The organism is Pseudomonas sp. EB271-G4-1, from assembly GCF_058791355.1.
Genome location: NZ_JBYTEO010000004.1, coordinates 127,685 through 154,280 on the forward strand (window position 1 = coordinate 127,685; position 26,596 = coordinate 154,280).

The window sequence follows — 26,596 nt, forward strand, 5'->3', positions numbered from 1 at the left end:
GCGGTGCACGCCCCTTGAGATTTGTGACGATGGTCAATAACCAACAAGACTCATCCCTTGCGCAATGGCCCGAGGCCGCGCAAACCCTTATGGCGCTGATGCACGCCCAAGGCGAGGTGGCGCGCCTGAGCGAACGTGAACAGCTGCTGAGCACCTTGCTGGTGAGCGTCAACGCGGTGCTGTGGGCATTCAATTGGGAAACCCGCCAGGTGCTGTATGTCAGCCCCGCCTATGAACGGATTTTCGGCCGCAGCGCCGACCTGCTGCTGGCCGACTACAACCAGTGGCGCGACAGCATTTACCCTGACGATCTGGAGTACGCCGAGCGCAGCCTGGCAGACGTGCTGGTCAAAGGTGCCGTTGAAGACCGCGAGTACCGAATCATCACCGCTGACGGCCAACTGCGCTGGCTCAGCGACAAGTGCTTCATCAACCGGCAGGCCGAGCCTGGGCAGCCGGTGATCATTGTCGGCATCGCCGAAGACATCACCGACAAAAAGCAACTGGAGTCCGAACTGCAACGACTGGCGACCACCGACGCCCTGACCAGCAGCAGCAACCGCCGGCATTTCTTCGAAGGCGCTGAGCACGAATTCGAACAGGCGCGACAACAGGGCACGCCGCTATCGTTTCTCATGCTGGATATCGATGATTTCAAGGCCATCAACGACACCTACGGCCACCAGGAGGGCGATAACGTGCTGCAACGTATCGCCGACTGTGGCCGAGCCGCATTGCGTCGCGGTGACCTGTTCGGACGCATTGGTGGCGAGGAATTTGCCGCCGTCTTCCCCGGCTGCACGCCGGACATGGCCCTGCAAGTAGCCGAGCGCGTGCAACGGGAAATTCAGGCCTTGACCTTCAACCACGACGGCCAGACTTTCGGTATCACCGTCAGCCAGGGGCTGACCAGCCTTACTGCCGAGGATGAAAGCGTGGAAAGCCTGTTTGCCCGCGCGGATGCGGCGATGTACGAGGCCAAGCGCCAGGGCAAGAACCGGATCATCACGGCCTGACCCGTCCAACACATAACTCCTGTAGGAGCCGGCTTGCTGGCGAATCCAGACGACTCGGTGGGTCAGATACACCGCCATCGCTGGCAAGCCAGCTCCTACAGGGATCTGCGACAGCCTTATTTCTTGCGGATCCGCACCAACTCCGGCAAGCCGATCTTCAGTAATCGCGCCGCTCGACTATTGGCCAACACCTCAATGCCCTCATGCTCGTTCAGGCGCGCCAGTTGCGCCGCCATATTCATCACCAGCGCCTCACGGGAGTAAACCCCGCCACCAAGCTGGTAAGCCGCCGCAATCAGCTGCCGCAGCTCCAGTGGCAAACGCCAGCGGGTGCGCAACGCCGAACCATAGGCGGCACCGAACTCGGCCAACGCCTCGCCCACTTGCTCCTGCTCGTCCAGTTCGCCACCGGCCTGTTTCCATTCCTGCAGACAACGCAGCAACGCCAGGTCGCCCAGGCGATGCAGCATGCCGGCGCAGTAACAACGGGCCTGATCCAGATCCAGCAAGCGCGCCAACGTTCGCGCGTACTCGGCCGTGTGTAGCGACAAATCCCAGTAACGCTCGGCATAGTCCGCCAGCTGCGGATCGCTGAGCCGCGCACTGCGCTTGAGTGTCAGGCCCAGGATCAGGTTCATGCTCTGTCCGGTGCCCAATCGGTGCAATGCCTGGGACAGCGTCTGCACGGCGGTGCCATGGTGCTGGGCGGCGCTGTTGGCGGCGGCAATCAGCACGGCGGTGACCTGTGGATCGGTGCGGATCTCACCTTCCAGCACCGCCAAATCCAGACCATCAGGATTGAGGCTTCGCTTGACCGCCACTTGCACGTCAGTCATCAGCGGCGCGCCTTCCGCCAGTTCGCGACGGCGCTCAAGAAACACGGACAGCGTCATGCCCGGCGCCAGCGCTGGCACCTCGCACGATATCTCTTCCCCAGCGTTCAGCAGCAAAGCCTGCAGGCGCTGGGTCAGGCTTGCCATGTTCAGGGGCTTGGTCAGGTAGGCGGCGGGGGCCAGCGGCAGGGCCTCACGTACGCTCGCACTGTCGTTACGGCTGCTCATGAGAATGAAGGGCAACGGTGGGTTGCGCTTGCGCTGACGCACGCTGCGCAACACATTCAGACCATCGACGCCTGGCAACTCCCAGTCGGCGATGACCAGGTCGTATGGGTTTGACGCCAGCAACTCCAACGCCTGCTGACCATCGGCACATAAATCCAGTCGCGCATCGCAGCGAACGTTCAACAATACTTCCTTGAGCAGATCGCGGGCCCACGGGTCGGCCTCGGCAATCAATACTCTCGGAATCGCGGGTAAAATGACAACTGTCATACAGCTCTCCCTGGCAATGCGTGAACCTTAGCCAAAGCCGGTCATCGGTTACAGCGCTAATACGCGGTTTTGCGGTTTAGAGGTCATGAAAAAACCCGCCGAAGCGGGTTTTTTGTGAAACAGGTCACACTCGCAGATCAGAGCTCGGAGAAGCACTCTTCGATGATCGCCAGGCCTTTGTCCAGTTGCTCGTCCGGCGAAGTCAGCGGTACCAGGACGCGCAGAACGTTACCGTAGGTGCCGCAGGACAGCAGGATCAGACCCTTGTCGCGAGCCTTGGCCACAACAGCTGCCACGGCGGTCGGGTTCGGCTTGTGGCTGTCGCCACCTTCGAACAGTTCGACCGCGATCATTGCGCCCAGGGCACGAACTTCGCCGATCACCGGATACTTGGCCTGGATAGCTTTCAGGCCAGTCACCAGACGTTCGCCAACAGCCTTGCAACGATCCAGCAGGTGCTCTTCTTCGAAGACTTCCATCACGGCCAGGGCCGCGGCGCAAGCGATCGGGCTACCGGCGTAGGTGCCGCCCAGGCCGCCTGGAGCGATGGCGTCCATGTATTCGGCCTTGCCACACACACCGGCCAACGGGAAGCCGCCAGCGATGGATTTGGCGAAGGTGGTCAGGTCGGCAGCAACGCCCATCTGTTCCATGGCGAAGAAAGTACCGGTACGGCCTGCGCCGGTTTGTACTTCGTCAGCGATCAGCAGGATGCCGTGCTGGTCGCACAAGGCACGCAGACGCTTCATGAACTCTTTAGGAGCGACGTAGAAACCACCTTCGCCCTGAACCGGCTCGATGATGATGGCTGCGATGTCACGCGGCTCAGCGTCGTTCTTGAAAATGCGCTCGATGGAAGCGATCGAATCGTCGATGCTCACGCCGTGCAGTTCGTTCGGGTACAGCGCGCGGAAGATGCCGCCTGGCATCAGGCCCATGCCGGCCGAGTAAGGCACGACTTTACCGGTCAGGCCCAGGGTCATCATGGTGCGACCGTGGTAAGCGCCGGTGAACGCGATCACGCCGGCACGGCCAGTGGCGGCACGGGCGATCTTGATGGAGTTTTCAACGGCTTCGGAACCGGTGGTCACCAGCAGGGTTTTCTTGGCGAAATCACCTGGCACCTTGGCGTTGATTTTTTCGCACACTTCTACGTACGGCTCGTAGGCCAGTACCTGGAAGCAGGTGTGGGTCAGCTTGTTCAGCTGTTCGGTCACGGCGGCGATGATTTTCGGGTGCACGTGGCCGGTGTTCAGCACCGCGATACCACCAGCGAAGTCGATGAACTCGCGACCTTCAACGTCGGTCACGGTCGCGTTCTTCGCGGACTCGGCGAAGATCGGGTGAATCTGGCCAACACCACGTGGAACTGCATTGGTACGGCGGGCCATCAAATCAGCGTTAGTCTTGCTCATTACATTCCTCATTCGCCGCTCATCGGTCGGCGTGGTTCAAGGATTAAGCGGCGGGGAACAACGGCGGCAGCATGCGATGATCGACTGCCACAGCGTTCCCGGCCACCGAGAAAATTCCGTTTATTGCACGCAAAGGGGCAGCGCTCTCGTGCCCTTTGCGTTTGAAGCGATGCCTGTTCCCGGGATTAGATGCCCAGGCAGAGGTATTTGATTTCCAGGTAATCTTCGATGCCGTACTTGGAGCCTTCACGGCCCAGGCCGGAAGCCTTGATGCCGCCGAACGGCGCGACTTCGTTAGAGATCAGACCGGTGTTGACGCCGACCATGCCGTACTCCAGGGCTTCAGCCACACGGAACACACGACCCAAGTCGCGAGCATAGAAGTACGAGGCCAATCCGAACTCGGTGTCGTTGGACATCGCGATCACGTCGGCTTCGTCTTTGAAGCGGAACAGCGGAGCCAACGGACCGAAGGTTTCTTCCTTGGCCACTGCAGCGTTGTTCGGAACGTTGGTCAGGATGGTTGGCTCGAAGAAGTTGCCTTCCATCGGCTTGCCACCGGCCAGTACGGTCGCGCCTTTGCTCAGTGCGTCGGCGATGTGCTCTTGCACCTTGGCCACGGCTTTTTCGTCGATCAGCGGGCCAGTGGTGGTGCCTGCTTCCAGACCGTTACCGATCTTCAGCTTGGCCACGGCCACTTTCAGCTTCTCGGCGAAGGCGTCGTAGACACCGTCTTGAATGTACAGGCGGTTGGCACAGACGCAGGTCTGGCCGTTGTTGCGGTATTTGGAAATGATCGCGCCTTCGACAGCCTTATCCAGGTCAGCATCGTCGAACACGATGAACGGCGCGTTGCCGCCCAGTTCCAGGGACACTTTCTTGATGTCCTTGGCGCATTCCGACATCAGTTGACGACCGATTTCGGTCGAACCGGTGAAGGACAGTTTGCGCACGATCGGGTTGCTGGTCAGCTCGCTGCCGATGTCGCCGGCGCTGCCGGAAACAACGCTGAACACACCGTTAGGGATACCGGCACGCTGGGCCAATTCAGCCAGGGCGAAGGCGGAGAACGGAGTTTGCGAAGCAGGCTTGAGCACCATGGTGCAACCGGCGGCCAGGGCCGGGCCGGCTTTACGGGTGATCATGGCTGCCGGGAAGTTCCACGGGGTAATGGCCGCGGTCACGCCGATTGGCTGCTTGATCACGATCAGGCGCTTGTCTGGCTGGTGGCCCGGAATCACGTCACCGTAGATGCGCTTGGCTTCTTCGGCGAACCACTCGATGAAGGAAGCGGCATAAACGATTTCACCCTTGGCTTCGGCCAGTGGCTTGCCTTGTTCCAGGGTCATCAGGCGAGCCAGGTCGTCCTGGTTCTCGATGATCAGCTCGAACCAGCGACGCAGTTTGTTCGCACGTTCTTTGGCGGTCAGTGCACGCCAGGCCGGCAGCGCTTTGTCAGCGGCTTCGATGGCACGGCGGGTTTCGGCAGCGCCCATTTTCGGCACGGTGCCCAGAATTTCGCCCGTTGCCGGGTTGTTGACCTTGATCGTCTGACCATTGTCCGCGTCTACCCAAGCGCCATCGATGAAGGCTTGCTGGCGGAACAACTGGGTGTCTTTAAGCTGCATGTCGGCTTTCCTTAACAGCACCGCGCACGCGCGGAGCAAATTATGATTGTAGAAAGGCGCCTCAGTAGGCTGCCGTCAGGGAAATCATTCACCGGGCTGAAGCACATAAATAGCGCACTGATTCAGATCGTGCGGTTCAGCACCCAGACAAGAGCGTTTGAAATCTCAAACGAATCCTAGGATCAAAGGGGGTAAAGGACAATAGCCTGTTCGAAAAAAAGAACGAAAACGGCGCATTTGCTGCTATTTTCTGATCAACGTAGCAACCGCAGGTTACGCTTTGAAAAAACGCATGCGATTCAGCAGCATGGACGCCCGCATTGCATATGAGTATCATGGCGCCCGCTGCACCAGTAGCTCAGCTGGATAGAGTACTGCCCTCCGAAGGCAGGGGTCGTGGGTTCGAATCCCGCCTGGTGCACCATACGTAGAAACGAGAAAGCCTCAGATCTTAGGGTCTGGGGCTTTTTTGTGTCTTGGATTCGGCAATTGCTGTCGATTCCTGAAAGACCTACCCTGCATTTTCTTCAATACATTCAATTTGTCGAACAACGCCAGATAGCGAATGTATTCGGTGCGACCTACAACAACCAAGGATGTGAAATGGACAAAATGTGGATGATTCGTGGCGAGTCTGGTCGTCTATACGACGATTTCCGTGAGCGCGGGGTCGTCGCAATTGGCTGGTCACAACTCGCACCGCTGGCCAAACCAGGTATGACACGCAAGGAAATCACTAGCCTCTACCAAGATATTGAACCCAATATCAAACCAGGCACGGCGATTTCAGGCGCCTCGCAAGTGTGGCGCTTCATAAATGAAATTCAGCCCGGTGACTGGGTTGTGACCTACTCACCCGCTAACCGTACCTACTTAGTGGGAAAAATCACTGGCAACTTCAAACACAATCCTGAACTGGCAGACCTTGGGATGTCATTGACCCGCGCGGTTCAATGGCAAGCTCAGGAAGTTGATCGCGATAGCCTGAGTACTGCCAGCAAGAACAGCCTGGGATCGACACTCACAGTCTTTGTCGTCCCCGACTTCGCACTCCAGGAGCTAAAGGCGATGGTGGCCGGCGACAAACCACCCACATTACCGCCAGCTGAAGAGGAATATCCCGATAGCGATCTACTCGCTGGAATGGAAAGCCTGGCCCTTGAACGCATCAAGGACCTGATCAACGCTCTCCCTTGGGATGATATGCAGGATTTGGTCGCAGGCATCCTGCGCGCGATGGGTTACAAGACTCAGGTCTCGCCGGCGGGCCCTGATCGTGGAAAAGACATCATCGCTTCACCGGACGGTTTCGGCTTTGAGAATCCGCGAATCATCGTTGAGGTCAAACACCGCAAAGACCAGATGGGCAGTCAACAAATCCGTAGTTTTCTGGGAGGACGCCACAAGGATGATCGCGGGCTTTACGTCAGTACTGGCGGTTTCAGCAAAGACGCCTACTACGAGGCAGAACGGGCCAGCGTCCCTCTAACGCTCTGGACCTTGGATAACCTCGTTCGTGCGTTGATTGAGCACTATGGGCAGACGGATTCAGAAACCAAACGACTGGTACCGTTAAAGCTTATGTACTTGCCTCTTTAGCTGACAGGTAGTAGCTGAGGCTTCTTACAATCGCCGCATTTCGTCCCAATATTCGAGGTTGCAGGAGATCAACCTGCACGATACCCTTCCGCCGTCGCTGCCAATTCAGCGACCGGGCTTGGTAACCCGTCGAGTTAAGCGCAACAGCGCCCCCTTTAGAATCGCAGGCGTTTTTTTTCGCCCGCAATTTTGAGTTATGGCGGCTGTGCGTGGGACGTCTTCGGGCGTGCCGGATTCCTTGACTCCCGGTTTACCAACCTGCGCACAGCTGCCACCCATTCGCTTGGTAACGAAAAGTGGCAGTTCCACGTCAAGGAGCTAGACCATGCGCAATACAAATCCGTACGAAACTCCGTTTTTGCCTCAATGCGTCTTCAACTCGCGCCCTCTATGCATCTCCGTCAATGGAGGTGGCAAATGACTGAACAACAAGAAGCAAAGACCATCGGTTTGACTCCCTGCATCTATTGCCCAGATGAACCGCTGTTCCATGTCAGCGGTGGTGTGCCTATTAGCAAAGCACTCGCACAGGCATCCGACCTGCTGTTCCTGGCCAAGTCGTTCGCCGAGGATGCGGCCTACACAAAAGACACTGACCGCCACGCATGGGCGGCGCACTATCTGACTGCGATGAGCAAGGCTGTTATTGATGATGTGGTGAAAGTGCTGACGCGACCGACACAGACGCGTTAGCAACAAGCTGCAAAACAGTAGCGGCTCACCCATGAAATGGGCCTCGAATTTTCGGGGCCCCCAGAACAGTGCTGGTCGAGAAGTGCGCGGAACCTCCCCCAATGCTCATGGCCATGAGCGGTACGAGAAATCAAAGCACGCAGGGAAAGCGTACTTTCGATGGGGGGGGCGGTTCTGCTGCCAGCAATTTACCTTGCCTGCGTCCTGCCTGAAGCCACGTCACGCGCAGTGCGATCTATCTCGGAACCATCGCCAGACAGGCACCCCCCACCACCTGCGTCACCAGCAGTGCAAGGATCATCAGATGGGGAGAGGGTCCAGAAGGCCACACTGCGACGCTTCATCAAGGATGAGCCGATGATCAACCAGGTCGGCGACTAGAAGTCGCTGAATGAAGCCTACGTGATAAAGGACTATGGTCTGGTAGCCCTGGTCGAGAATATCGAGTTCGTCCATCAGACGTGCCGACTTCCCTGCTCTGTCCCGGGCGAGAGCCATGCGCACTGAATACCTCCTTCAAGCCGCCGTTTGCGCGGCTTTTTTGTTGCCGAGGAGTACCTATCATGAATGAGCTGGATCGATTCATACGAGTATCTGAGGTGCTGCTGTTTACCTCATTTTCGCGAACGACCCTTTGGCGAGAAATGAAAGCCGGGCGTTTCCCGAAGTCAGTCCACATAAGTGCTAGTCGAAAGGCTTGGCGAACATCAGAGCCGGCGACATGGCAAGAAGACCCCGAACATTGGAAAAACCCCGCGCTCGCCGGGATTCATTTCATCCTGGCGCGCGCAGTCGTCCCCCCGCCACACCTGCGGTCTAAATAGGTTATTTTTTCTGCACCCCCTGCACCTAGCACCGTCCCAAGCGAATCGGGCCTGCGTTGGCTCCTGTACCTACAAAATTTCCCTGCGAATCCCTACGCCAACTAGGCACAAACAACTAGCGCCCCCCCCTGATAGAAGCAATTTCCCAACGCTACGATGAGGAACGACTTTTAACAGGTCTTCGGAAAGCTTCGCCAAGCTTCATTGGACTTGCCAATGACGCACCGACTCTCAGTGCCTTGCAAACCTAGACAAACATCGTGTGCCACTATGGAAAAATTGGTAATTGCATGGTAATTTTCGATCAAATCATTTACCACATAGACAGAACACAAGGGATTACACGACTAAAATGGTAACCATAGCCGAGAAAGACCTTGAAAATCTTTACCAGCAGGGAGTACGCGGCAACGCCGCTGGCTTTGCTCTGATAGGCCGTCAGATAGCTAGTAAGCTCAAAAAGACGCAGCCCGAGCTCGCGACAAAACTAGCGGAGCTACTGGCATCCGACGCAGGCATGCGTGGTGCGCCTCGAATGGCGACACCAGTCGATGCGGACAGTCGTCGAAGTCTGTTACGAGAGGGTCCTCCCATATTTTTTGATTCGGAGCCGAAGTGGGAAAGCTCCATCGAGAATCAACTCCTTGAAATCATCTTGGAGCGGAAAAGCTATCAAGAGCTAATTACTGCGGGCCTTGAACCAGTTAGATCGATGATATTTACTGGCCCCCCTGGCGTGGGTAAAACCCTCGCGGCTGGCTGGCTCGCCAGCAAGTTAGATCTTCCGATGTTCACTCTTGATCTTGCTTCCGTTATGTCAAGCCTCTTGGGGAAGACAGGTACAAATATTAAAGCCGTAATAGATCACGCAAAGAGCATTCCGTGCATACTTCTCCTTGATGAGTTTGATGCAATTGCCAAGCGGCGTGATGATGATAAAGATGTAGGCGAATTAAAGCGGCTAGTGAACGTTTTATTGCAGGCAATAGACGAGTGGCCATCTTCTTCTATTCTAATCGCCGCCACAAATCACCCAGATATGCTTGACCCTGCAGTATGGCGCCGTTTTGAAGTCATAATTAACTTCAACAACCCCCCAGCACCACTAATTGAAAAGCTATTACTAGATGCTGATACTTCTGCAAAAGTCGCAAAAGAGCTGTCCGCTTGCTTAACAGGGAACTCTTTTGCCGACATTAATAGAATCATAACAGCCGCAAAAAAGAGAGCTGTACTCAATCGAAAAGATTTTAACGAAACGATAATAGAATCAAGTTTGGGAATTTTAAATCTTGACGCATCGGCCCAAACCACAAGAGATATAAGAATAATACAGCTATCACTACAAGGATTGTCACAACGGAAAATCGCAACCGAGCTCAATGTATCTCACCCTACAGTCGGAAAGATCATAAAGGAATTCAAGGAGAATATTAATGGCTGACCGTAACTTATTACTTGGCAAAGGTGAAGCCTTAACAACTGCCAGAGAAATCAAAAGAAACTCAGGCCCCAAAAAATTCCCTTATACGCTAGATGAGGTAAGAGACTCCATTTCTTCTTCGCTAGAGCACGTACAACAGTCTTTATCAAATCTTCCGAAGGGAGCTAAGCCGAGGGGTGAGGGCGTATTTGAGCTCACACTACACCCAGCATTTCTTGGACGATCGTACTTCCCAAAAAGCATTCTCAAAAAAAGCGGCTTGCGCGATGTCGGCAGTAAAGAGACTTCTATCGTCCCCCGACATGTAACCGACGCACGTGACGCAGGAAAAGTCCAAGCGACTGCAACTCTGTTTATCGCAGGAAATGAGAGTGCCGTAGCGGCGTTAAGAGGCATCCTGAACGCTACAACTCACCCCAAGCAAATTGAGAAGGAGCTCAAAGAAATTGAATCAATCCGCTGGATTGACAATGAGAACAAAATAAGAGGTGAACTGCCAGACGATAATGAGCAGCACTCCTTTGAAGTAGCATTGCATGCTGGAGCTGATGAAGAGGATGTGGTTGCCTCATTTGCTGAATTTGTGCGAAACCATTCAGGAAAAGCTGACCTCAAAAGGAAGATCAAGGTAGGCGGATTAACATTTATACCAGTCTACGCAACCTCCGCAGCAATGATAGAAATCGCAAGCCACTCATTTCTGAGGGTTGCGAGGCCAATGCCAGAACTACGTATTGCGCATCCCACGATGGCACGTACGACCATGAGCACCTATGCAACCAGCTTACCTAGCCAAGGTGCATATATGCCTGAAAGATATGCGGCAATTTTTGATGGTGGTCTCGGCACTTCCGACCTTAGCCCTTGGGCAACGGAATACTACTATGAAGACACAAACGAAACTAATGGCCAGCTATTAATGCATGGCAACGAAGTCACTTCAACATTCCTCTTCGGCAGATTAAATTCTGAAGACGACAATTTGAAACGACCGTACATGAATGTTCACCATTACAGAGTACTATCGCCCGTATCCGGAAAAGACCCAGATCTTTTTGATGTATTGCTAAAAATCAAGGATGCCTTAGAGTCCGGCGAGTACAAATTTGCGAATCTAAGTCTTGGGCCTAGAATGCCGATTAATGACGAAGAGGTACACGCATGGACGGCAACGCTTGATCAACTCTGCTCTAGATACGGCATACTAGCCACAGTTGCCGTTGGTAATGACGGAGACGTTGAGGGTGCGAATAGAATTCAGCCTCCTGGGGATATGGTAAACGCCCTAGCAATCGGTGCGGCGGATTTAAGCTCACCCAAATGGAAAAGGGCGGACTATAGCTGCATTGGTCCAGGCAGAAGTCCGGGATATGTGAAACCAGACGGTGTAGCATTTGGCGGGAGTGATACAGAGCCGTTTAAAGTTTACAACCCACTATTGGGCAACACAGTAGGTGTACAGGGCACTAGTTATGCTGCCCCGCTAACTCTAAGGACGGCTGCAGGAGTCGCATGCTCTACGTCTTACGAAATGACGGCAATTGCACTAAAAGCTTTGCTGGTACACCACGCGGAATACAAGAGCAAGATTAGTCGCGACGAAATTGGCTGGGGCCGCTTCCAAGAAGACGCGTTTGCAATGCTTGAGTGCGAGAATGGGGTAGCCACTATCATATTTCAAGGGCAATTGGAGAAGGGTCAGTATTTACGGTGCCCTATTCCTTTCCCAGACATTCCTATTACTGGAAAAGCTCGCATAACGGCAACTTTTTGCATCCAAGCGCATACCGATCCAGAGCACGCCATTAATTATACTCGATCAGGAATGGGCGTGGTGTTTCGCCCAAAAGTTGGGGCAGGAATAGAGTCTAGTAAAGACTTTTTCGGTAGAAACTCACAGTACAAAATGACAGAGCGCCAATTTAGAGACGACGCACACAAGTGGGAAACGTGCCTTCACCGCATAAGAAACTTTGATGGCGAAGACTCATTGGTAGGCCCGGTATTCGATATCGAATATCACGCCAGAGAAAGTAGCAGGGGCGTTTCACCAAGTTCTGCGCCGGATGTGAATTACGCGTTAATCGTAAGTGTTCAAGCCGACGACATTCCCGACATCTATAACTTGATTCGACAGAAGTACACAATTCTCCAACCAGTCGATATCAGTATTGAGACCACGATTACGACTTAAAAAGGCACCTGCAGAACCATGGGGGCTGGCGACTCAGTCGATCAGCCTCCATGTATCCCCGCATGTATCCCTATAAGCACAGCTAAAAATATTTTCCCTTCAAAACAAATGCTTAGGAAAATGGTTTTAAGCTCGCCTGGGCATCGTACGTAGAAAACGAGAAAGCCTCAGTCCGTTGGGTCTGGGGCTTTTTTGTGGGTCATCAAAAAAACCGCCGAAGCGGTTTTTTCATTCTGTCGTCCAATCAAACTCGTCGTACTCATCATCCTCATCGTCCTCGAATTCTTCCTCTTCAAGAACGTCTTCTTCCTCAGCATCACCCTCTTCTTGCTGGTTCAGCAGAAAATCCTTACGACTCTCGGTAATTGCCCGTCGTAATTCCTCGCCCTTTTCCGGGCAGTTGAGCATTTGGGCGATGCGGTCGATTTTTTTTGTCACGGCATCCTCCAACGCATCGACTATGGCCCGATAGTGCGCGCTTTCGGGCCTTGATGCCAAATCGACGAGCGCTGTGCCGGTCAGTTTTTCTGCAGATCCTTGAGTCGGGCGCTGAGGTTTTCGTCGGGGAAGCGTGCGTGCAAATCGGCTAGCAGTTTATCGGCGGCTTGCTTGTGCCCGGCTTTTTGCAAGCGAAGCACTTCGCGAAGTTGCTCATCCAGGGATTTAACCGGGGCTGCGGTGCGTTTGCTGGTTTTGGCTTCGTCTGCCATGCCGGCACTGAAGGATTCTTCTTGCGCCGGGGCTGCCGATTCCGCCATGGGTGCGGCGGGTGCAGGTGCGGAGAGCGCACCAACCGGGGCCTTCAGGGAACGGGCCAGAGCTGGCGGCGCTGCTTCGCTTTCCTGTTTGGCAACCGGTGCCGAGGCTTTGGGTGCAGGCGCGAAGTCGTAACCAGGCACTTGCTCAGGCGTGCGCTGCACCAGCGAGAGCATCAGCGCGATGCCGACGAGGCTGGCGAATGCCACTTGCCAACGGGGTTGCTGGCAGGCGCGAATCCAGCGCTGCCACAGGCCTGGCTTTGGCGCGGGCACGGCGTTGCGCGCGGCGGCCAGGATCAACGCGTCGAGATGCGCCGGGGGTTCGCCAGTGGCCTGCTCGCGGTAATGTTCGAGCGCCTGGTGATCCGTGGTGTGCTTGGCGTCAGTCATGTCAGTACCTCCTCGGCCAGCAGCCGACGCAGTTTTTGCTGGGCGTAACGCAAGCGGCTCTTGACGGTTTCCAGCGGTGTTTCGGTGAGGGTGGCGATCTGTGGCAAATCGAGATCGCTGTAGGCGCGCAGCAGGAACACTTCGCGCTGGTCGGCGGGCAAGGCTTGCAGGGCGGCGTCAAGGCGCTGGCTGTCGCGGCTCAGGCTCAGCAACTGCTCAGGATCAGCCGTCTCATCGGCCAGCGCATGGGCCTGCTCGTCGTAGCTGTCGTGCAGCGGTTGATGAACGCCGTGCTTGCGCCAGTGATCGATCAAGCGGTTGCGGGCAATCTGGTAGAGCCAGGTACGAAAAGTCGCCCGACCTTGTGGCTGGCTGCCGCTGCGGATCAGGCTCAACCAGGTTTCCTGATAGACCTCCTCGGCGAGTTCAGCCCTGCCGCTCAACCCCAGCAGAAACCGGTACAAGCCCTGGCGATGGCGCGCGTACAGAATCTCGAACGCCGCTCCATCGCCCTCGCGATAACGGGCCAGCAGCGCTTCGTCACTGCTGGCATCCAGGCTGCTTGCGGGTGCAAACAACTGGCTGATGAACCCCTTCAATCGGCTCACTATTCAATCCGTCGTTCAGTGGCAGTTGGATTGGACGCCGTGGTGGTGCGCAAGCTCTGCGCCAGTTCCACTAATTGTACGAACTCACTGCGCAGGCCGAAGCGGTCATCGCCCCGGGCGCCACGGGCCAGCGCTTCGGTGTCCTTGAGGCTGAACTCGCCGGTGTAGCGTCCGTCCTTGAGCTGTTGGGAAAACGCCGCCACCGCCGCTGCAAAACGCAAGTCATCGCTGGGCTTGCCGGCCGGTTCGTTAGCGATCGGGCGTTCGATCAAGCGACTGTTCCCGCCTTCCGGTAACTGATAACGCACACGCAGCATCGCCAATTCGCCATTCTTTTCGGAAGCAGCGGCGGCCGTTCGAGCGTAGCGCAGCGGCTCCAACCAGCCCTTCTCGCCCGTGGGGACAATTTCGTACAACGCCGTCACCGTGTGTCCTGCACCGATTTCACCGGCATCGACCTTGTCATTGCTGAAATCCTCACGTTTCAATCCACGGTTTTCATAACCCAGCAGGCGATATTCGCTGACTTGCGCGGGGTTGAACTCCACTTGCAGCTTGACGTTTTTTGCCACGACGGCAAGGGTCGAGCCGAGTTGATCCACCAGCACCTTGCGCGCTTCACGCAGGTTGTCGATGTAGGCGTAATTGCCGTCGCCGGCATCGGCCAGTTGTTCCATCAGGTGTTCATTGTAGTTATCCACACCGAAACCCAGGGTGGTCAGGGATACGCCTGTCTTGCGTTTATCCACAGCCATTTGCTTGAGGCTGTCGAAGTCGCTGACGCCGACGTTGAAGTCACCGTCGGTGGCCAGTAGAACGCGGTTGATGCCCTTGGGGATAAATGCCTGTTGCGCCTGTTGATAAGCCAGCTCGATACCCGAGGCTCCGGCAGTGGAACCCCCTGCGGTCAATTGGTCGATGGCTGTGCGGATCCTGGTTTTTTCCCGTCCGGAAGTGGGCTCCAGCACCACGCGCGATTCCCCGGCGTAGGCCACCAACGACACCCGATCCTGGTCGCGTAGTTGATCGACCAGCAATTTCAGGGTGCTTTTGACCAGCGGCAGGCCCTCGCGGCGATCCATCGAGCCGGACACGTCCACCAGGAACACCAGGTTCGCCGGGGCCAGGTCCGAGACCGTGCGGTCCGAGGCCTTGATGCCGATGCGCAACAAACGCGTATGCGGGTTCCAGGGTGAAGCTGCCAGTTCCGTGGTCACGCCGAAGGGCGAGCCGTCGGTGGGCAAGGCGTAGTCGTAAGGAAAGTAATTGACCATCTCTTCCAGCCGCACCGCCCCTTGCGGTGGCAGTCGTCCCTGATTGAGCAAGCGGCGGACGTTGGCGTAAGCGCCGGTGTCGACGTCGGCACTGAAGGTCGATACCGGTGTTTCGGCGACACTGTGGATCGGGTTGTCTGCCAAGGCCTGGTATTGCTCTCGCTGTTCATCGCGATAGCCCTGTGGATAAGTTTCTGCGCCCGGCATCGGCGCGAAACGGGTCATGGGCGCCGCGCCTACGCTGCGTTTGGCCACCGCTGCATCAGCCATGACAGTTTCATGCTGCACCGCTTCGGTTTTCAGCTCCGCCTGAGCCGGTGGCGGTACCGCTGCGGACTCAGGTTTCGAAGAAACACCGCAACCGGCAATCGCCAGCAACAGCCCGGCGGTAAAACCCTGGGCGACCGGACGTAGAACATGCAGAGGGAGAGACATGGGGGCTGACCTCAGGAGGAAATTGATCCATTCATCCCGTGAGACGGACAGCCCGGACGGTTCGGGTTAACCCGTGCTAAAAAAATCTTCAGCGGTGGTAGCGCCGCACCACACTACTGTTTTTCAGCACATGACCTTTGATTTTTTCCAGCAGCTGGGTGCGCGTCAGGCCGGCTGGCAGGGCATCCGGGGCCAGGTCCAGGGCAAAGAGCTGGATGATGTAGTGATGTGCGCTGTCGCCAACCGGTGGGCAAGGCCCGACGTACCCCGTAGTGCCTTTGCTGTTGGTACCGCCGACGCCCTCGAGCGCGGATTTTGCGCCGACGCCCGCCGGGATCTGGTGAGTGCCGGCCTTGATGCCGTAATGCACCCAATGATCGATGCCCTGGCCTTTCTGGCCATCCGGGTCGTGCATGACGATGGCGTAGCTGAGCGTGCCTGCAGGGCCGGCGTTCCAGTTCAGCGCTGGCGAAACGTTGTGTCCGCTGCAACCCGGGGCGTCGCTGGCGGCAGCCGACGTGAACAGTCGATCATCCGAGACGCCTGGGATGTTCAGGGTAAAACGCTCCTGGGCCTGCGCCGGAAATTGCACGCAAAGGGCGACTGTGACAGCCGCTAGCCAAGGGGTCAGAGAGGTCAATCGGGTCATACCGGGAGTACCTGGTGCGGGTGGGGCCGAGGTCGGCGAGCAAACTATAACTGGACCGTTTGCGCGGTGGCAGTGGCAATTGGATGAACCTCGAGTTAAGCGCCAGACTCTTAATTTAAACGCCTGTCCGGAGAGCGATCATGACCCTGCATCGCGTTGCCCATCTCGCCGATATACCCGAAGACCGTGGCCTGGAAGTCAGCGTCCAGGACAGCAAGATCCTCCTGCTTAAAGTCGGCGATCACGTGCGCGCCTATCAAGGCGAATGCCCGCATGCCGGAGCGCCTCTAGTCGAAGGCGCGCTCTGCCATGGGCGGCTGACGTGCCCATGGCACAAGGGACAGTTTCGGATCGAGGACGGCGGATTGTGTGAACCGCCAGCCCTGGACAGCCTCAAGCGCTACCCGCTTGAAGTGCGCGGGGACGAAATCTGGGTCGACGATCAGCCACTGCAAGACGCTCACACGCCACCGGCCGATGACGAGCGCACTTTTGTAATAGTCGGTGCGGGAGCCGCGGGCACGGCGGCGGCTTCGGCCCTGCGCGAAAAAGGCTTTGGCGGTCGGGTGCTACTGATCGACCGCGAAGCCAACGCCGGGTACGACCGCACGGTACTGAGCAAATTCGTGATTGCCGGACAGACACCACTGGAAGAAATCCCGCCCCTGCGCGACGAAGACTTCTACCGGGAGCAAAGAATCGAGCGAATGAACGCTGAAGTGGCGAGCCTGGATGCCGCCAACAAAACGCTACAACTGGTCAACGGCCAATCGCTGAAGTACGACGCCGCCTTGCTGGCGACAGGCGGTATCCCCGTTCGACCGCAATTGCCCGGCGCGGACCTGCCGCAAGTGTTCGTCTTGCGCTCCAAGGCGGATGCGCAACAGATTCTGCACAGCGCCAAGGCCGGTCAGCGGGCGGTGATCATCGGCGACAGTTTCATCGCCATGGAATCCGCTTCCTCCCTGCGCCAATACGGCCTGGAGGTCACGGTGCTGGCCCGCCATCCGGTGCCTTTCGCCAAACAGTTCGGTGACAGCGTCGGCAAGGCGATTCTGGCGCTGCATCAGGCCAACGGCGTGGTGTACCGAACCGAGGGGCAGGCAGCGCAGATTGAAGGAGCGACGCGAGTCGAAGCGGTGCAACTGGATAATGGCCAGCGTCTGCCAGCGGACCTGGTGCTGGTCGGGATTGGCGTCACCCCCGCCACTGCGCCTTTTACCGATCTGCCGAAGGAAAATGACCAGTCGCTGCTGGTCGACGGCGGGATGCGCGTAGCCGATGGGCTCTGGGCGGCTGGCGATATCGCGACGTTCACACTTAACGGCCAGCCCCAGCGCATCGAACATTGGCGCCTGGCGCAACAACAGGCGCGGATCGCGGCGGCGAACATGCTCGGTGGCGATGAACATTACCTCGACGTGCCGTACTTCTGGACTTGGCACTTTGGCAAAAACTACGACTACCTTGGTTGCGCGCAAGCCTGGGACGAAGTCGAGTTCAAGGGTGATCCTGGCAACCCGCCTTTTATCGGGCTGTTTGGCAAAAATGGCGTGGTGACGGCGGCGGTCGCCTGTGATGAAGAGCGCACGATGGCGATGCTTGCCGAACGGATGAAGCAGCCGTTGTCTGTGGATGAGGCATGGCGGCTGATCCGCGGTTGAAAGGGACGCTGCGGTGTACCTTTTACACCGCGTTATCGTTCTTCGCCGGCAAGCCTGGCTCCTACAGGCAAACCGGACACCGAAGTTCGCCAGCCAGCCTGCTGGGGGTTACGGCTCCTGGACGACGGCAGGAGCGCTGAACTTGCTCATAAGGAAACCGACAAACTCCTCGACGGTCATTTTCTGGCCGTTGAATTCCACCTGGTTATTGGCGAAGTGCAGTTGGGTGACGACGTTGCTGCCATCCAGTTTCGCCAACTGCGAGCCGACCGCCATGCTGCTGAACATATCGGTGGTGGCAGTCGCCTGGTCGGCGATGAGCTTGGCGTCGGTCTGGCCGTCGATTTGCGACTGCACGCTGAGTATGTCGACGAGCATCGGCTTCGACACTTTCAGGTTGACGTCCAGTAACGCGATCATCTGGCGGATCAACTGGTCAGCCGGCAGGTCGATCGATTGCGGCTTGGTCAGGTTAAGCACCAGGTTGGCGCGGCTTTCACCATTGGCGGTGTTGAACGACAGGTTCTCCAGAGCCACCTGCGGGCCGGCCGCCAGCAATTTTTCCAGGCCGGTTTTAAGCTGCGCTTCTTCTGCAGGGGTCAAGTTCAGCTCGGGGACCGGTTGACCGGCCTCGGCAGCCTCGGCGGCGGCCTGCTCATAAGGCTGCAATTTAGTCTGGTAGATCTGCATCAGCGACAACGTCGCCGGGATGTCGAGGTTCTTCAGGCTCATGGCAAGCTGGGCAGAACCCACAGCCTTGCCGTTCAGGGACACTTCACCGATCTTGTAGTCGGCATGCCCGGAAGCGTTGGTGCCTGACTCCTCGGTGTGGTTCTTCATTTCGAAACTCTTCAAGCCCAGCACCGACTGCTTGGGGCCAAAGGTGGTTTTACTGTTGCTCAATTCGACGGTGTTATCGCCGGTGTAATAACCGTAGGTGCTTTTGGTCAGGTTGCTGGCCAGGGTAAGACCACTCAACTCGACCAGCACGGGTGCCTGGTCTTCGGAAACAGTGGTCAGCTTGAGGCTGTCCATGTAGCCATCGGCCTTGACCTTCTGCGCCTGGGCGCTGGCCGCGACATCAACCTTCAGACCGGAAAATTTCAGGCTGGACTTGTCATCCAGTGCAGTTTCCAGCGGCAGCAATTCAAGCGTGCCGTTGGTGGAATTGTCGTAGCCGATGTTGACCACGCCCTTGAGCGGCGACGCGTCCTTGGTGGCGGCGAACCATTTTTCCGTGAGCGGGGTCTTTTCCAGTTCATAGTGACTGGTGGCCATGACCGGCAACCATTTCAGCGATACCAGGCGCGAGAACGGAAGCGGGCCGTGCTCGATGTGGTCGGTAAACAGCAATTCGACCGGTACCTCGCCGAACATTTCGCCTTCACCCTTGAGGCGGTAATGCGCAGTGCTACTGAATACATGACGTTCCAAGGACACCAGTTCCAGCGAGGCCGTGCCTTTGTAACCGACCATTGCAGCCTGCAATTGCTTGTTGGCATCCGCCAGGGAGCTGTTGAGCACACCTTCGATTTTGGTGCCGGTGAACCAGGCTCCGCCGGCGCTGATTGCACCAATGGCGACAACGATTCCCAGGAGCACGCCTGCTGATTTATTCATGAATGACCCGTTCAATGTCCGTTGTTGAGGTGTGGTCGTCTTCCCTGAACCCATGAGGGGTTGCGGTCACGACTGCGCTGAAAGTGGGGTGCAGGTTAGCATCAGGCGTGCAAGGCAGCCCAATGGTTAACGGTGAAAAAGTGTCGCCTGAAAAAAGATCGCAGCCTGCGGCAGCTCCGACAGGGTGATACGAATCTCCTGTAGGAGCTGCCGCAGGCTGCATCTTTTAGCAATCAGGAATACTGCACTTCAATCTCATCGAGCTGGTGATCAAAGGTTTTCAGCCGCGCCGTCCAGGTGTAGATCAACACTTCGAAATCCCGGTTGATCACCGCCCCGCCCGTCACTTCACTGCGCGGGTCGCAGTAGTCGAGCTGATAGCGCTCCCGGGCCATGGCGGTGGCGACGTCAGCCAGCTCGCGAGCATTGTTGAGCCAGTGCCGACCGTCGTCGGCCACTTGTTTGTCCAACTCAAGGCATTGTTTTTTCAAGGTTTCGAGGCTTTTTTCCAGGGGTGTGCCCGTGAGCTCGCCCATGACTTCCTGGAAGGTCCTGCCCGGCTGCCAGTAGCTGCCCCAGAAATACCGGTCGAAGACCGATTCGACACGCCGTAGCGCCACCTTGGTGTTCCAGATCATCACCAGGGTCTTGCCTTGTTCAAGCTGTCTTTTTTTGATTCGTTGCCCTTGGACCGACGCCCAGGCCACCACCGCAATGGACATCACGGCAATCAAGAGGGCGGCGCTGTCGAGGAACGTCAGCGCTTTGTCGATCTGGTTAGCCAGCATGATGCCGTAGAAATAGGTGCCTGTGAGCAGCACCAGCGCCACAACGGCGCACCAGAAGCCGAGAGCATAAGGGTTTTTCATTATTGGTTTCCCCATGACCTGCGCATGCCTTGTACGAATCCAGGGCGCTTTTGCACGAACGCCCTTTCAACACTTCAAAGCATAGCAACGGCCTCAGGGTTTGCCGGAGTTCGATGCTTGCGTTCGTCCGCTTTCCCAACCACCGCCCAAGGCGAGGAACAAATCGATCTGGCTGATGGCAACCTGGGTGTTGGCAGCGGCCAGTTGCGCGGTGACGTCGATGTAGGTGCGGGTCGCCTGCAAGTCCGCCAGGAACGATGCACGACCGGCCTGGAAGAAACGATGGGTCTGGTCGGCGGCCAGCTTCGCCGACTGCTCGGCGTCCGCCAGCGCCTCACGGCGTTGCAGCAAGGCGGAGTACTGGGCCAGGCCGGTCTGGGTTTCACGAATAGCGTTGAGTACCACTCCATCGAAATGCGCCAGCGTCGCCTGGGTCACCGCTTCAGCTTCGCGAATTCGTGCCCTGGCGCCGTTGGTCGGCACATTCCAGGTCAGCGATGGGCCAAAGCCCCAACGGTTGGCAGAGGGTTCGCCGAGGTTTTCCAGGAGACCGACCGTGCCGATGGTCGCGCCGATGCGAATGTCCGGGTAAAGCTCACCGGTAGCAATGCCGATACCCGCGGTCGCGGCCGCCAGTCGACGTTCGGCCTGGCGGATGTCGGGGCGGCGCTTAAGCAGCGATGCACCGTCGCCCACCGGTACCAATTGCGTGATTTTTGGCAGTTCGTCGCAGCTGGCGGTGCCGGCCGGTAGTTGATCCACAGGCTTGGCCAGCAGCATCGACAAGCGGAAAAGCCCGGCCTGACGTGCCGCCTCATAGCGCGGCATGTCGGCGCGCAAGGATTTGAATTGGGTTTGCGAACGGGTGACCTGGGTTTCGTCGCCACGCCCGGCATCGCGCAAACGCTGGATCAGCGTGGTGCTCTGGGCTTGCAGGTCGAGGGAATGCTGGGCGATTTCCCGTTCCTCGTTGGCTGCGCACACCTGGGTGTAAGCCCGGACCACATCGGCCACCAGAGTGATGCGCGCCGTATCGGCGGCAGCCTGGGTCGCATCGGCATTGGCCTTGGCCGCTTCGATGCCGCGCTGCAAGGTGCCGAACAGGTCAAATTGGTAGGACGCGCTGATGCCGATATCGCCGATGTTGGCCACCGGCACCTTTTCCGGCAGCAAGAACGCTTCACCGGATTCCTGCAAGCGCTGGGCGCCCATCTTCACCCCACCGCTCCAGCCGCCCGCCGCCTCGGCCTCGTCCACCTGAGCGCGAGCGCGCAGCAGGCTGGCGGCCGCTACACGCAAATCAGTGTTGGACGCCATGGCCTGCTGCACCAGTTGGTCGAGCCGCGGGTCCTGATACAAGCGCCACCAATCGGCAGGCACCGGTGCCGAAACCACCGGCTTGCCGTCCACCGCCAGTTCGCCCTGCAGGTCTTCACGGTGGATCGCGGCTTCGTCCGGCAGGTGATAATCCGGACCGACCATCTGACACGCCGACAGCAGCAAGCCTAATCCGGCGATCGCCAAACCCGAGGCCTTGCTCATTGCACGGGCTCCCGGTTCTGGTCGTCGATGATCGATACCGTGGCGGTGCGCCCGGCGATCATGCGGAAATCCTCAGGGACCTCATCGAACGCGATACGCACGGGAATCCGCTGGGCCAACCGCACCCAGCTGAAGGCCGGATTGACGTTGGGCAGCAAGTTGTTGCCACTGGTGCGGTCGCGGTCTTCGATACCGGCCACGATGCTTTCCACATGGCCGCGCAGGCGCGCATTGTCGCCAATGACCCGGATGTCGACGCTTTGGCCGATGTGGATGCCGTTGAGTTTGGTTTCTTCGAAATAGCCGTCGATATGGAAAGAATTGCTGTCTACGACAGACAACACTGGCCGCCCGGCACTGACGAACTCCTGGGTTCGCGGCGCGCGGTCGTTGACGTAGCCGTCCACCGGGCTGCGGACAACCGAGCGATCGAGGTTCAGTTGCGCGCTGTCTACCGCCACCTGGGCTTCCATCAACGCCACTTGTGCGCGGGCCACCCGGGACTGGCTTTCTTCCAGCTGTTCGCCCGGCACCAGATTGCCAAGACCCTTGTTACGCTTGGCTTCACGCTGGGCCTGGGCCAAGGTTTCCTCGCGGTCTGCGACCGCCGCTTTCGCCTGGCGCAAGGCCAGTTTGAAACGGTCCTGGTCGATGCTGAACAGTACTTGGCCGCGCTTTACCAACTGGTTGTCGCGCACTTGCACTTGCTGGATCAGCCCGGATACGTCCGGCGCGATCTGCACGATGTCGGCCCGGATGTGCCCGTCACGGGTCCAGGGCGCGAACATGTAGTACATCACCATGCGCCAGACCACGACCACGGCGAAAGTTACGATCAACAGGGTCAGGACCACGCGACCAAGGGTTAGAAACGGCTTTTTCATGTCATCAGGTATCGACTGAGTGAATCCACGGCGCCAAGCAGCAAGGCGTAGAGAGCCACGTTAAACAATGCCCGGTGCCAGACCAGACGGTAAAAGTGCAGGCGCGTCAGCACCCCGTGCACCAACAGGTACAACACATAGGTAATGCCCATCAGCACCAGCAGCGTAGGCAAAAACACCCCGCTGATATCCAGATCACCGATCATAAAGGCGCTCCATCGATGCCATGGGGAAGCGGTTCTTCGGGCTCGGCAGATCCGACGAATTCGACGCCGGGCAACAACGCCAGGCGCAAGCCGCTCAAGGCGTGCAGCAGGTGCAAGCGGGTTTCTTCATCACCCGCGCCGCCCAACGCTCGGCGCGTGCGGTCGAGGGTCATCAGCAACGGACTCGGCGCCGGCAGGCGTTCGCCGGCCTTGAGGCAGGCCTTGAAGTATTCGCCGACCTCGGCCACTACCTGACGCAGCAATGCCTGCGGAACGCCGTGAACCCGCGGCGTATAAGCCAGCAGGTCAAGCAGGTTCAGCGCCACACGAACTTCACGCAAGGCGATGCCGGTGTCCTGGCCGGTCACGGCCAGCCGCGGCAAATGCTGCATCAGTCGATCCAGGACCTGCACGCCCAGGCGTCGATGGTCGGCCAGCGTGGCCGGCTCGGTGAGGCTGACAATGTCGCGCCAGGCGAAACGGGTCAGGCGTTTGGCCGCAAGCTCCGCACCGAACGGCCGGGCGATCAGGGTCCAGACGAACGCGAACAGCAAGCCCACCGGTCCAGCCAGGTTGGAGTTGGCGAAACTGAGGAAGTCCGCGTCGTAGGCGCCCTGAATACTGATGAACGACGAGGTATTGACCAGCGTCAGCAACATGCCCAGGTAAAACTGCGGCTTGACCGTCAGTGTGCCGATGCAGATGAACGGTACGGCGAAGGCCAGCACCAGCATCGGGAAATCATGCAGATTGGGCAGGACGAGAAACAGGTAAAGGCTGGCGAATACCACCGACATCGCCGTCCAGAAAAAGAATCGGTAGATCTGCGGTGCCGGGTCATCCATCGAGGCAAAGAAGCTGCACGCCACGGCCGCCAGGATCACTGCACTGCCGCCATCGGTCCAGCCCAGCAGAATCCACAGCACCGAGGCGACAATGATCGCCGCGACGGTGGAAGCGGCGGAATAGAGCATCAGCCCACGATCCAGAAAGGGGGTCAGGCGCCCCAGGCGCCAATGCCGATAGACCGCACGCCAACTGTCCTGGCTTTCGCACTGGATCGCGTGTTGCAGGCTGCGACAGTCCTGCCACAAATCGACCCACTCGCCGAGGCGATAAATGGCGTTGGAGAACAGCAGTTGCTTGCGATCATCCAGCACTGCGGTGCTGGGCTGCAGCGCTTCGAGTTGGTCTTTGAGCGCTTGCCAACGCTCGGGATCAGCATTCTTGTGATCGAGCCATTCAGTGGCAGCGGCCAGCAATGGCGCGAACTTGTCCACCAGCTCAGGGGTGCGCCTTTCCAGCGCGTAGAGCGCATCGTCGAGGGCATCGATCACTGGCAACAGGTGAATCATCCGTCCGCGCAACTCCTTGGTGTTGCGCACTGTTTGCGGACGCGCGCCTTCGTGGGGCAACTGACCGATCATCAGTTCCAGGGTATTGAACGTGGCGACCATTGAGGCGCGCAAGGCGCTGACCTCCTCGGGCTGCACGTTGCGGGCGAGAAAGCGCGTGCTGTAATTCGACGCGTCGGCAAACCACTTGCTCACCGAATCGTTGAACACCGGCGCCAGCCGTCGCGGCCAGAACATCGCACCGACCACCGCAGCGACGGCGATGCCGAGGAAAATTTCTTCTGTGCGCGCTTCGGCCACGTCCCACACTGCCAACGGGTTATTCACTACCGGCAGGGCGATCAAAGGCAAGGTGTAGCCGGCCAGCATCAGGGCGTAATTGTTCGCGGTGCGCAAATGCATGGACAGGAACAACAAAATCCCGGTCCACAGTGCGATGACCAGCACCAGCACATAAGGACTCTGCACGAACATCGGCACGAACAGGACCGCCGCAGCGGCGCCCAGAAAAGTGCCGACTGCGCGGTACAACGCCTTGGAACTGGTGGGGCCGACAAACGGGCTGGAAACGATATACACCGTGGCCATCGCCCAATAAGGACGCGGCATTTGCATGAGCAAGGCGATATACAGCGCGATCATCGAGGCCGCGAAGGTGCGTACTCCGTAGAACCAGTCCCGGGCCGGGGGCATACCGGAAAAGAAACCGTTCAAGGGCTGGTTACCGGCAAATGACTGGCCGACTCGAAGGCCTTCAATACGCGCAGCGTCGCTTCAAGATCTGCCGGATCGATGCCTTCGAGGACTTCATGACGCAAACGCACCAACTCAACCTCGACGGCTTGCACCAGGGTCCGACCGGTAGCGGTCAGGCTCAGGCATTTGGCGCGCCTGTCCTGGGCGTCTGCGGTGCGGCAGACGTAACCGCCATGGCACAACTGATCGAGCAAACGTACCAGGGACGGGCTTTCCATCCCCGCCGCCTGCGCCACCGTCACCTGCCGCACGCCCTCGCCTAGACGCCCGATCATCAGTAACGGGACGGCACAAGCTTCGGAAATTCCATAGTTGGCCAGGGTGGACTGGCAGATTTTGCGCCAGTGCCGGGCGGCCACCACCATGGTGCTGCTGATGTTCATTTGCAGAGCGTCGAGGTTATTCGGCACGAGGGAAAACACACTGTTAGTTTGCTAACTATCAATATGGCATTGGAAGGGATTTTCAGTCAAGTTTTGAAACAAATCTTCGGCTTTTTACATTCCCCTCCCCTTCCTCAACATCACATCCAGCTGATCCACCACCTCGGCCCAATCGGCGTCTTCCAGAATTTCATTGCGCAACAGATCCGCCTGGCTCGGGTTCCAGAAAAAAGCATCCGCCAGGTGCAGGTCCGGTTTGAGCGGTGAGTGGGTGGTGATGAATTTGTCGATGCTCTCGGCGTCGTCAGGCAGGCCGAGTTGCTTGAACAGGGAGGGAAGATTGTGGGTTGGGTTTTCCATGTCGGGCTCCAGTAAAACTGATAAAGGGACCGCTGCGCGGTCAATCGCGAGCAGGCTCGCTCCCACAGGGAAGGCGTTCACCTTGTGGGAGCGAGCCCGCTCGTGAAGACGACAGCATTGACGAAACGATCCTCAATGACTCAACTCCCGCACCTCTGCATGGGGCACCATTTTCAGGAATTGCGGCATGTCCATGTGCAGCAGGTTGATGTGATTGCCGGCTTCCAGATAGATGTCTTTCTGTCGAGTCAGCAGCGGGTCGATGACAACGTCAAGTCCATAGGCTTCGCCCAGGGCCGGCACGGCCCCGCGTTCGCAGTCTTCAAACAGATGCGGAAGGTTGCTCTCGCGGGAAACCTGCCATTCACCGGTGCTGCGCACTTTGCTCAAGTCCAGGTGACGGCTGGCGGGAAGCACGGCCATCAGGTAATGCCCGTGGTGGTCGTCAAGAATGACCGACTTGGCCACCCGTTCTGCAGGTATACCCGCCACCCGTGCGGTTTCGAGGCTGCTGGCCGAATGGGGATGGGTGACGATGTCATATTCGCATTGAGCCTGCTCCAGGCTTTTCTGCACGGTTCTTGCCATACGCATGATGCACCTCGGTGTCCGCAGAAACGCCTGGCGGACGATGGTTAACACTTTTGTACGTAGTAAAAGTCTAGGCCCGCTGGGGCAAACCAGCGGGAATTCCGCCCA

At 57.9% G+C, this 26,596-nt stretch carries 24 protein-coding genes and 1 tRNA gene; 8 read left to right on the forward strand and 17 right to left on the reverse strand.

Translation table 11 applies throughout. From position 1 onward, the window contains the following. The first annotated feature begins 29 nt into the window (after positions 1-29). Positions 30-1,016 carry a GGDEF domain-containing protein gene (locus AC3WWR_RS03580; RefSeq protein WP_168757060.1) on the forward strand — a complete coding sequence of 329 codons (987 nt, stop codon included), beginning with the start codon at positions 30-32 and terminating at the stop codon, positions 1,014-1,016. 116 nt (positions 1,017-1,132) lie between these two features. On the opposite strand, the gene AC3WWR_RS03585 is transcribed toward AC3WWR_RS03580, so the two are convergent. From AC3WWR_RS03585 to gabD, 3 genes are all read right to left on the reverse strand, one after another. Further along, a complete protein-coding gene (locus AC3WWR_RS03585) occupies positions 1,133-2,347 on the reverse strand; it encodes an HDOD domain-containing protein (RefSeq protein ID WP_020795838.1) in 1,215 nt (404 codons plus the stop codon). A gap of 137 nt (positions 2,348-2,484) precedes the next feature. Further along, the gene (gene gabT / locus AC3WWR_RS03590) at positions 2,485-3,762 is read right to left on the reverse strand and encodes a 4-aminobutyrate--2-oxoglutarate transaminase (protein WP_020795839.1); all 1,278 of its coding nucleotides are present in this window, start codon (positions 3,760-3,762) and stop codon (positions 2,485-2,487) included. A gap of 185 nt (positions 3,763-3,947) precedes the next feature. After that, the gene (gene gabD / locus AC3WWR_RS03595; RefSeq protein WP_020795840.1) at positions 3,948-5,390 is read right to left on the reverse strand and encodes an NADP-dependent succinate-semialdehyde dehydrogenase; all 1,443 of its coding nucleotides are present in this window, start codon (positions 5,388-5,390) and stop codon (positions 3,948-3,950) included. Between the two features lie 347 nt (positions 5,391-5,737). Between gabD and AC3WWR_RS03600 the strand changes: the two genes are divergently transcribed. From AC3WWR_RS03600 to AC3WWR_RS03625, 6 genes are all read left to right on the forward strand, one after another. Beyond that, a tRNA-Arg gene (locus AC3WWR_RS03600) sits at positions 5,738-5,814 on the forward strand. Positions 5,815-5,993: 179 nt separating this feature from the next. Then, the gene (locus AC3WWR_RS03605) at positions 5,994-6,989 is read left to right on the forward strand and encodes a restriction endonuclease (RefSeq protein WP_454866384.1); all 996 of its coding nucleotides are present in this window, start codon (positions 5,994-5,996) and stop codon (positions 6,987-6,989) included. 417 nt (positions 6,990-7,406) lie between these two features. Next, positions 7,407-7,682 (forward strand): DUF3077 domain-containing protein, encoded by a 276-nt coding sequence (locus tag AC3WWR_RS03610; RefSeq protein WP_188265211.1) that lies wholly within the window; start codon positions 7,407-7,409, stop codon positions 7,680-7,682. Between the two features lie 563 nt (positions 7,683-8,245). Next, the gene (locus AC3WWR_RS03615; RefSeq protein ID WP_492598463.1) at positions 8,246-8,506 is read left to right on the forward strand and encodes a helix-turn-helix transcriptional regulator; all 261 of its coding nucleotides are present in this window, start codon (positions 8,246-8,248) and stop codon (positions 8,504-8,506) included. Between the two features lie 352 nt (positions 8,507-8,858). Further along, complete coding sequence (locus AC3WWR_RS03620) at positions 8,859-9,950, forward strand: AAA family ATPase (protein WP_454865597.1); 1,092 nt, start codon at positions 8,859-8,861, stop codon at positions 9,948-9,950. Beyond that, a complete protein-coding gene (locus AC3WWR_RS03625; protein WP_454865596.1) occupies positions 9,943-12,144 on the forward strand; it encodes a S8 family peptidase in 2,202 nt (733 codons plus the stop codon). The genes AC3WWR_RS03620 and AC3WWR_RS03625 overlap by 8 nt, the downstream gene beginning before the upstream one ends. A gap of 228 nt (positions 12,145-12,372) precedes the next feature. Here the strand turns inward: AC3WWR_RS03625 and AC3WWR_RS03630 are convergent, their stop codons facing one another. The 5 genes from AC3WWR_RS03630 to AC3WWR_RS03650 form a co-directional block, all read right to left on the reverse strand. Further along, complete coding sequence (locus tag AC3WWR_RS03630; RefSeq protein ID WP_177325064.1) at positions 12,373-12,642, reverse strand: hypothetical protein; 270 nt, start codon at positions 12,640-12,642, stop codon at positions 12,373-12,375. Between the two features lie 20 nt (positions 12,643-12,662). Further along, entirely contained in the window at positions 12,663-13,292 is a 630-nt protein-coding gene (locus AC3WWR_RS03635) for a hypothetical protein (RefSeq protein ID WP_168757057.1), read from the reverse strand. Continuing rightward, entirely contained in the window at positions 13,289-13,870 is a 582-nt protein-coding gene (locus AC3WWR_RS03640; RefSeq protein WP_223194248.1) for an RNA polymerase sigma factor, read from the reverse strand. The genes AC3WWR_RS03635 and AC3WWR_RS03640 overlap by 4 nt, the downstream gene beginning before the upstream one ends. A 29-nt stretch (positions 13,871-13,899) precedes the next feature. After that, complete coding sequence (locus tag AC3WWR_RS03645) at positions 13,900-15,609, reverse strand: vWA domain-containing protein (RefSeq protein WP_492598464.1); 1,710 nt, start codon at positions 15,607-15,609, stop codon at positions 13,900-13,902. Between the two features lie 88 nt (positions 15,610-15,697). Beyond that, a complete protein-coding gene (locus AC3WWR_RS03650; protein ID WP_168757055.1) occupies positions 15,698-16,258 on the reverse strand; it encodes a YbhB/YbcL family Raf kinase inhibitor-like protein in 561 nt (186 codons plus the stop codon). Positions 16,259-16,398: 140 nt separating this feature from the next. On the opposite strand from AC3WWR_RS03650, the gene AC3WWR_RS03655 reads away from it, so the two are divergent. Then, complete coding sequence (locus AC3WWR_RS03655) at positions 16,399-17,922, forward strand: FAD-dependent oxidoreductase (protein ID WP_168757054.1); 1,524 nt, start codon at positions 16,399-16,401, stop codon at positions 17,920-17,922. A gap of 108 nt (positions 17,923-18,030) precedes the next feature. Here the strand turns inward: AC3WWR_RS03655 and AC3WWR_RS03660 are convergent, their stop codons facing one another. The 9 genes from AC3WWR_RS03660 to AC3WWR_RS03700 form a co-directional block, all read right to left on the reverse strand. Further along, positions 18,031-19,542, reverse strand: a complete 1,512-nt coding sequence (locus AC3WWR_RS03660) for a YdgA family protein (RefSeq protein ID WP_020795857.1) — start codon at positions 19,540-19,542, stop codon at positions 18,031-18,033. A gap of 233 nt (positions 19,543-19,775) precedes the next feature. Continuing rightward, entirely contained in the window at positions 19,776-20,411 is a 636-nt protein-coding gene (locus tag AC3WWR_RS03665) for a hypothetical protein (RefSeq protein WP_020795858.1), read from the reverse strand. A gap of 93 nt (positions 20,412-20,504) precedes the next feature. Then, on the reverse strand, positions 20,505-21,953 hold the full coding sequence (locus AC3WWR_RS03670) for an efflux transporter outer membrane subunit (protein WP_033042760.1): 1,449 nt from the start codon (positions 21,951-21,953) through the stop codon (positions 20,505-20,507). Beyond that, positions 21,950-22,837 (reverse strand): efflux RND transporter periplasmic adaptor subunit, encoded by an 888-nt coding sequence (locus AC3WWR_RS03675; protein ID WP_083349976.1) that lies wholly within the window; start codon positions 22,835-22,837, stop codon positions 21,950-21,952. The genes AC3WWR_RS03670 and AC3WWR_RS03675 overlap by 4 nt, the downstream gene beginning before the upstream one ends. After that, on the reverse strand, positions 22,834-23,043 hold the full coding sequence (locus AC3WWR_RS03680; RefSeq protein ID WP_008059581.1) for a DUF1656 domain-containing protein: 210 nt from the start codon (positions 23,041-23,043) through the stop codon (positions 22,834-22,836). The genes AC3WWR_RS03675 and AC3WWR_RS03680 overlap by 4 nt, the downstream gene beginning before the upstream one ends. Beyond that, the gene (locus AC3WWR_RS03685) at positions 23,040-25,112 is read right to left on the reverse strand and encodes an FUSC family protein (RefSeq protein ID WP_168757051.1); all 2,073 of its coding nucleotides are present in this window, start codon (positions 25,110-25,112) and stop codon (positions 23,040-23,042) included. Before AC3WWR_RS03685 ends, AC3WWR_RS03680 begins: the two co-directional genes overlap by 4 nt. Continuing rightward, entirely contained in the window at positions 25,109-25,537 is a 429-nt protein-coding gene (locus AC3WWR_RS03690) for a MarR family winged helix-turn-helix transcriptional regulator (RefSeq protein WP_020795862.1), read from the reverse strand. The genes AC3WWR_RS03685 and AC3WWR_RS03690 overlap by 4 nt, the downstream gene beginning before the upstream one ends. A 114-nt stretch (positions 25,538-25,651) precedes the next feature. Further along, on the reverse strand, positions 25,652-25,897 hold the full coding sequence (locus AC3WWR_RS03695) for a DUF2789 domain-containing protein (protein WP_020795863.1): 246 nt from the start codon (positions 25,895-25,897) through the stop codon (positions 25,652-25,654). 132 nt (positions 25,898-26,029) lie between these two features. Further along, positions 26,030-26,491, reverse strand: coding sequence for an aminoacyl-tRNA deacylase (locus AC3WWR_RS03700; protein ID WP_033042421.1), 462 nt, complete (start codon positions 26,489-26,491; stop codon positions 26,030-26,032). Positions 26,492-26,596 lie beyond the last annotated feature (105 nt).